Raw genomic sequence first — 10,162 nt, 5'->3', positions numbered from 1 at the left:
GCCCTCCAGCCCGTAGCCGGCGAGTTCGTCGCCGATCTCGCCGAGGTATTCGCGCAGGGGTGGCACGTCGTCGGTGCTCAGCCCCGAGGCGTCGGGCGCCGCGACGCCCGGCCTGCCTTCGCCGCTCATGCGGCCTCCTCCGTCGGCCGCATGAGCGGCACCCGGCTGTGTCTGATTGGTCGCTCGCTACGCTCGCTCACGATGCCTCCGAGATGTGATGGCCGAGGCGGTCGCGCTTGGCCGTGAGGTAACGCTCGTTGTGCGGGTTCATGGCCACGGGCAGGGGCTCGCGGCCGAGGACCTTGATGCCGTACCCGTCCATGCCCTTGAGCTTGGCCGGGTTGTTGGTGAGCAGCCGCACCGACCTGACGCCGAGATCGGCCAGGATCTGCCCCGCGTTGGAGAACTCCCGCGCGTCCACCGGCAGCCCCAGCTCCACGTTGGCGTCGACGGTGTCGCTGCCGTTGTCCTGCAGGTTGTACGCCTTGAGCTTGGCCAGCAGGCCGATGCCCCTGCCCTCGTGGCCGCGCAGGTAGACGACCACGCCGCGGCCCTCCTGGGCGATGGCCGACATGGCGTTGCCGAGCTGCACCCCGCAGTCGCAGCGCAGCGAGCCGAACACGTCGCCGGTCAGGCACTCGGAGTGGGCCCGGACCAGGATGTTCTCGCCGTCGGACAGGTCGCCGAAGACGAGCGCGACGTGCTCGCCGCCGTCGAGCGCGCTGGCGTAGCCGTAGACCCGCCACATCCCGTACGCGTTCGGCAGCCGCGTCTCGGCCACCCGCGTGACCATGCTCTCGGCCCGGCGGCGGTAGTCGACGAGATCCTCGATGGAGACCAGCGCCAGGTCGTGCTCGTCGGCGAAGCGGCGCAGCTCGGGCAGCCTGGCCATGGTGCCGTCGTCGTTGACCACCTCGGCCAGCGCGCCCGCGGCCGACAGGCCGGCGAGCCGGGCCAGGTCCACGGCCGCCTCGGTGTGGCCGCGCCTGGCCAGTACGCCGCCCTCGTGGTAGCGCAGCGGGAAGACGTGCCCGGGGCGCACCAGCTCGTTGGGCTCGGTCGCGGAGTCGGCGAGCGTGCGGATGGTCTGCGCCCGGTCGGCCGCGGAGATGCCCGTGGTGACGCCGTCGCGGGCGTCCACGGTGATCGTGTACGCCGTGCGCATGCGCTCCTTGTTGTGCACCACCATGAGGGGCAGCCCGAGCCGGTCGAGCTCCTTGCCCTCCATGGCCACGCAGATCATCCCGCTGGTGTGCCTGATCGTGAACGTGCACAGGTCCACCGTGGCCTTGGCCGCGGCGAAGATGAGGTCGCCCTCGTTCTCCCTGCTCTCGTCGTCGACCACGACGACGGGCCGGCCGTTGCGGATGTCGTCGATGGCCCGCTCGATGGGGTCCAGCTTGATGTCACTCATGGCGCCACCGCCACGCCGACCTCGGCCGCCCGGTATTCACGCAGCCACTTCACGAACCCGATCACCACCAGAACGAAGAAGATCCCGTACACCCACCCGGAGACCACCAGCCCCGAGCTGAACGCCAGCGGCACGCCCACCAGGTCGACGGCCACCCACACGATCCAGAAATCCACCAGCGCCCGGCCCTGCGCCCAGGTGGCCATCGCGCTGCCGACGAAGATGTAGGCGTCGGCGGCCACCAGGAAGGCGCCCTTCGGCAGCGGCACCTGCGCGCCCCACGACAGGCCGGTGACGAAGAACAGCAGGCCGACCAGGGCCGTGCCCAGCAGCATCCCGCCGATCAGCAGCGACCGCTCCCACCACGCGGCGGGGCGGACGCGCAGCTGCTTGCCGTCCTGCGTGCCGCGCCGCCACGCCCACCAGCCGTAGACCGCCAGGCCCGCGAACAGGGCCTGCTTGAGCGCGTTCCCGGTGATGTGCGCGTTGATCGAGGCGATGAACAGCAGCACCGAACCGGCGAACTGCACCGGCCAGGTCCACATCGACTTGCGCATGGCGAGCAGGACCGTCGACAGGGCGGCGATATTGCCGATCAGGTCCGTCCAGAGCACATGAGTGCCGAATACATCGAATCCGGCGTCGGCCCAGTTCACTGCCTGACCACCAGCCTTTCCACATACTTCGCGATCACGTCGACCTCGATGTTCACGGTGTCACCCACCTGGCGCTCGCCCATGGTCGTGAGCTTGAGCGTGGTGGGGATGAGGCTCACACCGAAGCTGTCGTCATCAACCGTGGTCACCGTCAGGCTGATTCCGTCGATCGCGATCGAGCCCTTCTCCGCCACGTACGGGCTCAGCGCCTCGGGGAGCGAGAACCGCACGTCGTCCCAGCTCTCGCCGGGTTCCCTGGACAGCAGCACGGCGGTGCCGTCCACGTGGCCCTGCACGATGTGGCCGCCGAGGCGCTGGTCGGCGCGTACGGCCCGCTCCAGGTTCACGGAGGAGCCCTGCTTCAGCCCGCCGAGGGAGCTGCGGTCGAGCGACTCCCTCATCACGTCCACGGTGAACACGCCGTCCTCGACCTCGACGACGGTGAGGCACACGCCGTTGACCGCGATCGAGTCGCCGTGCCTGGCGTCGGAGGTGACGACCGGGCCGCGCACCGACAGCACGGCCCCGCCGCCCGCCTGGTCGATGGCCACCACTTCGCCCTTTTCCTCAATGATTCCGGTGAACATCACTGCTCCCTGCCTGGTTGGGTGGCAGGCCGGGCGATCAACCGCACATCCGGCCCTATGGGGGAAATTTCGTCAAAAGTCAGGCGGTGCATCTCGCCGATCGTCCCCACCCCGGCCGCGCCGAGCGCGGCCCGCCCGGAGCCGAGCAACGCGGGGGCCAGGTACGCGACCACGCGATCCACCAGGCCCCGCCGCAGGAACTCCCCGGCGAGCGTGGGGCCGCCCTCCACGAACACGCTGACGACCTCGCGCGCGGCCAGCTCCTTGAGGAGGGCTTCGAGGTCGAGGCCGCGGCCGTCGCGGGGCAGACGGAGGAGGTCGGCCTTGAGCCCGGTGTCGGCGTCCTCGGCGATGGCGACGAGCGTGGGGGCGCTGTCGTCGAGCACCCGGGCGTCCTGCGGCGTCCTGCCCCGCGTGTCGAGCACGACCCGCAACGGCCGCCGCCTGCCCGCTTCCCCACCTCCCGCCCCTCCGCCGGGACGCGTCTCCGACACGGGGGCCACCCGGCCGACGCGCGCCTCCGAACCGCGACCGACCGACGCGGAACCGGCCGAGGTGGGGTCGTTTGTGGGGCCGTTTGTGAGGCCGTTTGTGGGGCCGGGGCGGGCCGTGAGGTGGGGGTCGTCGGCGAGGACGGTGCCGATCCCGGCGACGATCGCGTCCGCGGCGGCCCGCAGCCGGTGCACGTCCGCCCTGGCCGCGGGTGAGGTGATCCACTGGCTGGTCCCGTCCTCGGCCGCCGACCGCCCGTCGAGCGTGGCCGCGAACTTCCAGGTCACGTGCGATCGCCCGAGCCGCGCGTACGTCAGCCACTCCTCGTTGACCCGCTCCGCCTCGGCGCCCAGCACCCCGGACGTCACCGAGACCCCGTGCGCCCGCAGCCGGGCAGCGCCGCCGGCCGCCTTGGGGTTGGGGTCCGGCACCGCGATCACCACCCGCGCGACCCCCGCCGCCAGCAGCGCCAGGCTGCACGGCCCCGTCCGGCCGGTGTGGTCGCAGGGCTCGAGGGTCACGTACGCGGTGCCGCCCCGCGCCCGCTCCCCCGCCTGCGCCAGCGCCACGACCTCGGCGTGCGGCCCGCCCGCGTACGCGTGGAAGCCCTCGCCCGCCACCTGGCCGCCGGCGTCGAGCACGACGCAGCCCACGACGGGGTTGGGGCTGGTGGTGCCGTGTCCGTGCCCGGCCAGTTCGACGGCGCGCGCCATGTGCGCGGCGTCCTGCGCGGGTATCTCCACCCCGGGGTACTCCTACTCGCCAGTAGCTCCAAGCCACGGCGGGCCCCGGGGGATTTCGGCCCTGATCCTGCTGTGCATCAGGGCAGGCGCCCGGCTGGGACACCGGACACCTCGCGCGCTTCCTCCCATCCGGACTTTAACCGTCGGTCCCGGAATTTCACCAGGTCAACCGGCCGATGGCATCGGCCGGGTCGCGGACTGTAACCGCCGGTTCGGAATTACACCGACCCCGGAGCACGCTAGCTCTCTTGGCTACCAGTGTGCCATGCCCGAATTGCCCTGCGCGACCGGCCCGGCATATTTGACCAAGCGCTAGGTCAAGCGGCCATGAGCCGGCGCGCCCGCCGGGCGGCGGGGCTGTAGAGGACGTCCCCCGGGACCAGGCCGATCCCGGTCTGCAGGGTGCGCAGGGTCGCCGTGGCCCACAGGTCGCCGACCGGAGTGGCGGGCAGCCCGTACAGCCGTCTCGCCCAGCGCGGCAGCGTGGCGAACGACAGCAACGTCAGCGCGGGCAGCGCGGGCTTGAGCGGGGTCAGCATGCGCGGGAGCGGGGCGTTCAGCGACAGGCGCAGCGGGTGGGCCGCCTCGGGGACGAACCGCAGCCCCGGCCGCGCGGCGTCGATGTAGTCGCGCAACTCGGCCACCGACCCCGGAACGTCCTCCGCCTTCAACCCCACCACCTCGGCCGCCCGCCGCCACTCCGCCACGAACGCGTCGGCCTCGGCGTCCGTCAGCCGCACCCCGGCCCGCCGGGCGACCGACAGGTAGGAGTCGACCTCGCCGACGTGGACCCAGCGCAGGGCGTCCGGCTCGTCCAGGTGGAAGGTGACGCCGGTGTCGGGGTCGTAGGCGGTCAGGTTCTTGTGGATCTTGCGGACGCGCCGCCCCGCCCGTTCGACCTCGGCATCGGTCCCGTACGTACGCACGCGTACGAACTCCGTGGTCCGCACGAACCGCGACCAGGCCTCATGGGGATCCATGAGCGCGGAGTTCTGCAGCACCCCGCGCATCGCCCGCGGATGCAGGCCCTGCATCAGCAGCGCCCGGATGCCGCCCACCAGCAGGATCGGCTCGCCCATCACCCGCCACGTCACCGAGCGGGGCCCGAAGATCCCATGGTCGCCCATAAGTGAATGGTTACCCAGGCGATGGGTGATTTATGCGCTTTTGAGGGTGGCGGCGGCCCGGAGAGCGTCAACGGCGGCGCTCGGGTCGGAGGCGCCGTAGACGGCACTGCCCGCCACGAACACGTCGGCGCCCGCGTCCGCGCACCGCTCGATCGTGCCCGCGTCGACTCCCCCGTCGACCTGCAGCCAGACCCGCCCGCCGTGCCGCTCGATCATCTGCCGCGCCCGCCGGACCTTGGACAGCACCCCGTCGAGGAACTTCTGCCCGCCGAACCCCGGCTCCACGGTCATCAGCAGCAGCATGTCGACCTCGGCCAGCAGGTCTTCGTACGGCTCGACGGGCGTGGCCGGGTTGAGCGCGAGACCGGCCCTGGCGCCGAGCGAGCGGATCTCGCGCAGCGTCCTGATCGGCCCCTTGGCCGCCTCGGCGTGGATGGTCACGCTGCCCGCCCCGGCCTCCGCGTACTGCGGCGCCCAGCGGTCGGGGTCGTCGATCATGAGATGGCAGTCGAGCGGCGTCGGGGTCGCCTTGCGCAACGCCTCGACCACGGGCAACCCGATGGTGAGGTTGGGCACGAAGTGGTAGTCCATGACGTCGACGTGCAGCCAGTCGGCATTGGGCACGGCGGCGGCCTCGTCGGCGAGCCTGGCGAAGTCGGCGGCGAGGATGCTGGGCGAGATCTGTACGGCCATGATTGGCCAAGTCTATTGACTACTCCCCGCGCCGAAGCACGGGGATTCCAGTGGTTCCTGCTTCACCGGCGGTTGCACCCCGGAGGACCCGGCGTGTCTGACACCACCTTCACAGGCAGACACGGCAAGACCTGCCGCCAGGATGTTCTTGGCCGCGTTGATGTCCCGATCGTGCCGGGAGCGGCAGCCCGGGCACGTCCAGTGCCGGGTGGAAAGGCTCAGCTCCTCGAGCACATACCCGCAGCCCGAGCATGTCTTGGTCGAGGGATACCAGCGGTCGACCGCGATCAGATGGCGGCCGCACCGGGCCGCTTTGTACTCCAGCATGCGGCGGAATTCACCCCAACCGCAATCGGAGATCGCCTTGGCCAGGCTCCGGTTGCGGATCATGTTCTTGACGGCAAGGTCCTCGATCACGATCACGTCGTTGTCGCGGACCAGCCGTGTGGAAGTCCGGTGCAGAAAATCGGCGCGGGCGTTGCGCACCTTGCGGTGGGCGCGGGCGATCTTGGTCTTGGCCTTGGCCCGGTTATTCGACCCACGCTGTTTGCGGGCCATCCTGCGCTGATAGCGAGCCAGGCTACGGGCCTTGCGTTCCAGGAAGCGCGGGTTTGCGATCCGGTCCCCATCACTGGTTACGACGAAGTCCTTCACACCCATGTCGACGCCCACCGCGTGCAGGGGTGGTGGGAACTGCTCGCCATCGCCTCTCGTACTGTCGTCACTTCGGGTGTCGACGGCGATGGAGACGTACCAGCGGCCGTCCGGGTCTCGAGAGACGGTCACCGTGGTCGGATTGATCGCGGCGGGGTCGATGTGCGGCCAGGACCACACGAACTCCAGCGGACCATCCATCTTGCCCAGGTGCAATCGCCCGTCGCGCCAGCGGAACGCTGAGCGGGTGTAAGTGGCCGACTGCTTACCCGACCGGGACTTGAACCGTGGGTAGCGGGCACGTCCGGCGAAGAAGTTCACGAACGCCGCGTACTGATGCCTGAGCACCTGCTGCAACGGCACCGACGACACCTCGTAGAGGAAGCCGTGCTCAGCGTCGCGCTTGAGCTCGGTCAGGTATCGATCGGTCTGGGCGTAGGAGGTCTTGCGGCCTTCGGTGTGGTAACGCGCCTGGCGCCAGGTCAAGACCTTGTTCCATACCAGGCGCACGCAACCGAACGTGCGGGCCAGCACTGCGGCCTGTTCGGGGGTGGGATAAGCCCGCACCTTGTAGGCCGTGCGCACGCTCGCATCCTATTTCGAATCAGGCCGATCCGTAGGCGAACGGAGAGGTCTGCATGCGCTTCACGCGGGAGATCGGTCCCGGCTTCGCTCACTTTGCTGGAGACACTCGCTCGAAGCAACGAGCCCCCTGCTCTGCCACAGGCAGGGGGCCACGTCGTGGCTCGGCCCGCATCCGGGCGGAGCCCCGCCCGGCGATCGGATCACGCCTGGGGACGCTTGCGGAGCAGGGCCAGGAACATGGCGTCGGTGCCGTGCCGGTGCGGCCAGAACTGGACGTGCGGGCCGTCGCCCAGGTCGTCGGCCTCGGGCAGGTAGGCGCGGGCGTCGAGCTGTTCGACGTCGTTCCGGCGCGCCACCACGTCCCCGACCACGACCCGGGTCTCGGCCAGGTGCGGGGAGCACGTGACGTACGCCACGACACCGCCGGGGCGTACGGCGTCCAGCGCGGTGCCGAGCAGCCGCCGCTGCAGCTTGCCCAGCTCGGCGATCCCGTGCGGATCCCGCCGCCAGCGTGCCTCCGGCCGCCGCCGCAGCGCTCCCAGACCGGTGCAGGGGGCGTCGAGCATCACGCGGTCGAACACCCCGGGCCGCCACGCGGGCTCGGTGCCGTCCGCCGTGAGCACGGTCGCGTCCCTGGTCGTCTGCCAGACCAGCCGCGCCCGGTGCTGCTGCAGGTCGGCCGCCACCAGCCGGGCGCCCCCGGGGAAGGCCGTCGGGCCGGTGCCGGCGGCCGGGGCGTGGGCGCGGTCCCTGGCCTCCTTGCTCAGCCCCGCGAGGTCCCCATGGGTGGCGATGGCGTCGAGCAGGCCCGCCTTGCCGCCGGGACCCGCGCACATGTCGAGCCACAGCTCGTCGCCGTCCCCCTCCAGGGGGACGCGGGTCAGGGCGAGCGCCACCAGCTGGCTGGCCTCGTCCTGGACGGCGGCGCGGGTCTCGGCCACGGCCTCGATCTGGCCCGGATCGCCCTCGCGCAGGTAGGCCGCGTACGGCGAATAGCGGGCGGGGAGGGCGCCCACGGCCTCGAGCTCCTCCACCGAGCTGCGCCCCGGCCGCGCCACCAGCGTCACCAGGGGGCGGGCGTTGTCGGCGTCGAGCAGGTCGGGCATCTCGTCGGGCCCGCCGAGCGCGTCGCGGAAGGCGGAGACGATCCAGCGGGGGTGGCCGTAGGCGATCGCCAGATGGCCGACCGGGTCGTCGGCCGGGTCGGGCGCGACGATGGGCACCCACTCTTCGAGCGTCCTGGAGCCGATCTTGCGGAGCACCGCGTTGACGAACTTGGCCGCCCCGGCGCCGATGCGCAGGCGTACGAGATCGACGGTGGTGCCGACGGCCGCGTGCGGCGGGACGCGCATGCGCAGCAGTTGGTGCGCGCCCAGCCGCAGCGCGTCGCGCACGTCCGGGTCGGGCACGCGGTCGCTGCACATCTCGATGACGGCGTCGTAGGTGCCGAGCCCGCGCAGCGTCCCGTAGGCGAGCTCGGTCGCCAGCGCCGCGTCGCGCCCCCTGATGCCACGATCGCGCAGGAGCCGTGGCAGCAGCAGGTTGGCGTACGCGTCGCGCTCGTCGACCGCGCGTACGACGTCGAAGGCCGCGTTGCGGGCGTGGTCGCGCGTCGGCCTCGGCGGCCTGCGCGTCCCGCCGCCCCTGCCTCCGGCGCCCTGGTCCCCCCTCGTCCTCATCCCCTCAGACTTCCCTCACGCCTCGTGCGCCGGCCCGCCGGATCACTTGAAGATCTCTTTACTCTCCGGGCGAACCCCGCGGGCCCACTCCACGGCCCCCATGAGCCGCTTGCCCTGCGGCTGCACCTCACCCAGCTCCACCGCGTCGGTGGCCGTCCCGACCAGCACCCTCGCCTTGGAGGCGGCGATCTCGCCCTCGGGCAGCCGCTCGCCGGGCACCATCCGCACGGGCCCCAGCTTCACCCGCTGCCCCCGGAACTCGCTCCACGCCCCGGGCGCCGGGCTGCAGGCCCGGATCCGGCGGTCGACGTGCATGGCGGGCTTGGTCCAGTCGATCCGGGCGTCGACCACAGTGATCTTGGGGGCGATGGTCACGCCTTCGGCGGGCTGCGGCCGGGCCTCCAGGCTGCCGTCCTCGACGCCGTCGAGGGTGGCGGCCAGCAGCCCCGCCCCCGACACCGACAGCCGCTCCAGCAGCGACCCGCTGGTGTCGTCCGGGCGGATCTCCTCGGTCACCACGCCGTAGACGGGCCCGGCGTCCAGCTCCTTGACGATCTGGAACGTCGTGGCCCCGCCGATCTCGTCGCCGTGCAGGATCGAGTGCTGCACGGGGGCGGCCCCGCGCCAGGCGGGCAGGATCGAGAAGTGCAGGTTGATCCACCCTTGGCGAGGGATGTCCAGCGCCGACTGCGGCAGCAGGGCCCCGTACGCGACCACCGGGCAGCAGTCGGGCTCGAGCGCGCGCAGCCGGTCGAGGAACTCCGGGTCGCCGGCCTTGGCCGGGCGGAGCACCTCGATGCCCGCCTCCTCCGCGAGCTCGGCCACCGGCGAGGGGTGGACCTTGCGCCCGCGCCCGGACTGGGCGTCGGGGCGGGTGACGACCGCGACGACCTCGTGGCGCGGCGAGTCGATCAGGGCGCGCAGCGACGGCAGCGCCGTCTCCGGCGTGCCCGCGAAGACGAGACGCATGCTCTCAGAGCGCCCTTCCGCCGGTGGCGTGCGGCGAGACCTTGATCACAGGGGCGGACAGGCCGCTCCACTCGGCCTCGCGCACGGCCTTCATGGCCAGCTTGCGCTGCTTGGGGTCCATGCGGTCGATGAACAGGATGCCGTCGAGGTGGTCGGTCTCGTGCTGGAAGCAGCGGGCCATCAGGTCGGTGCCCTCCAGCGTGACGGGCTCGCCGTGCATGTTGAAGCCCTTGGCGACGGCGCGGATGGCGCGCGGCGTCGGGTAGGACAGGCCGGGGAAGGACAGGCAGCCCTCCTCGCCCTCCTCGTCCAGCTCCGAGGACAGGTCGAGGTCGGGATTGATCACGTGGCCGAGCTGCTCGTCCACGTAGTAGGTGAACACCCGCAGCCCGACCCCGATCTGCGGGGCCGCCAGGCCGGCGCCCGGCGCGTCCATCATCGTGTCGGTGAGGTCTTTGACCAGCTTGCGGAGCTCCTTGTCGAAGTCGACGACCGGGGCCGCCGGGGTGCGCAGCACCGGGTCTCCGAACAGCCGGATCGACTGGATCGCCAAGGGGGTTACT

10 protein-coding genes and 1 riboswitch are annotated in these 10,162 nt (G+C 71.6%); all 10 genes read right to left on the bottom strand.

The window, feature by feature from the left end; all coding sequences use genetic code 11:
* Positions 1–196: 196 nt before the first annotated feature.
* The 10 genes from ACWEPL_RS32520 to def all read right to left on the bottom strand — a co-directional run bounded on the left by ACWEPL_RS32520 (position 197) and on the right by def (position 10,152).
* Positions 197–1,414: a bifunctional 3,4-dihydroxy-2-butanone-4-phosphate synthase/GTP cyclohydrolase II gene (locus ACWEPL_RS32520; protein ID WP_355191694.1), complete on the bottom strand. Its 1,218-nt coding sequence runs from the start codon at positions 1,412–1,414 to the stop codon at positions 197–199.
* Positions 1,411–2,070, bottom strand: coding sequence for a nicotinamide mononucleotide transporter family protein (locus ACWEPL_RS32515; protein ID WP_363963650.1), 660 nt, complete (start codon positions 2,068–2,070; stop codon positions 1,411–1,413). The genes ACWEPL_RS32520 and ACWEPL_RS32515 overlap by 4 nt, the downstream gene beginning before the upstream one ends.
* Entirely contained in the window at positions 2,067–2,657 is a 591-nt protein-coding gene (locus tag ACWEPL_RS32510) for a riboflavin synthase (protein ID WP_363963648.1), read from the bottom strand. Before ACWEPL_RS32510 ends, ACWEPL_RS32515 begins: the two co-directional genes overlap by 4 nt.
* Positions 2,657–3,892: a bifunctional diaminohydroxyphosphoribosylaminopyrimidine deaminase/5-amino-6-(5-phosphoribosylamino)uracil reductase RibD gene (gene ribD, locus ACWEPL_RS32505; RefSeq protein WP_452438438.1), complete on the bottom strand. Its 1,236-nt coding sequence runs from the start codon at positions 3,890–3,892 to the stop codon at positions 2,657–2,659. Before ribD ends, ACWEPL_RS32510 begins: the two co-directional genes overlap by 1 nt.
* A 111-nt stretch (positions 3,893–4,003) precedes the next feature.
* Positions 4,004–4,134, bottom strand: a riboswitch (FMN riboswitch).
* A gap of 75 nt (positions 4,135–4,209) precedes the next feature.
* Entirely contained in the window at positions 4,210–5,019 is an 810-nt protein-coding gene (locus tag ACWEPL_RS32500) for an oxygenase MpaB family protein (protein WP_363963646.1), read from the bottom strand.
* A 30-nt stretch (positions 5,020–5,049) separates the two neighbouring features.
* A complete protein-coding gene (gene rpe / locus ACWEPL_RS32495) occupies positions 5,050–5,712 on the bottom strand; it encodes a ribulose-phosphate 3-epimerase (RefSeq protein ID WP_363963645.1) in 663 nt (220 codons plus the stop codon).
* A gap of 12 nt (positions 5,713–5,724) precedes the next feature.
* Positions 5,725–6,951 carry an RNA-guided endonuclease InsQ/TnpB family protein gene (locus tag ACWEPL_RS32490; RefSeq protein WP_452438437.1) on the bottom strand — a complete coding sequence of 409 codons (1,227 nt, stop codon included), beginning with the start codon at positions 6,949–6,951 and terminating at the stop codon, positions 5,725–5,727.
* 200 nt (positions 6,952–7,151) lie between these two features.
* Positions 7,152–8,630: an RsmB/NOP family class I SAM-dependent RNA methyltransferase gene (locus ACWEPL_RS32485; protein ID WP_452438436.1), complete on the bottom strand. Its 1,479-nt coding sequence runs from the start codon at positions 8,628–8,630 to the stop codon at positions 7,152–7,154.
* 42 nt (positions 8,631–8,672) lie between these two features.
* Positions 8,673–9,599: a methionyl-tRNA formyltransferase gene (fmt, locus tag ACWEPL_RS32480; protein WP_363963641.1), complete on the bottom strand. Its 927-nt coding sequence runs from the start codon at positions 9,597–9,599 to the stop codon at positions 8,673–8,675.
* A gap of 4 nt (positions 9,600–9,603) precedes the next feature.
* Complete coding sequence (gene def, locus ACWEPL_RS32475; RefSeq protein WP_350729109.1) at positions 9,604–10,152, bottom strand: peptide deformylase; 549 nt, start codon at positions 10,150–10,152, stop codon at positions 9,604–9,606.
* Positions 10,153–10,162 lie beyond the last annotated feature (10 nt).

This window comes from Nonomuraea sp. NPDC004186 (genome assembly GCF_053603495.1).
The sequence above is the reverse complement of the archived record's forward strand: the minus strand, read 5'-3'. Positions and strand labels throughout refer to the sequence as shown.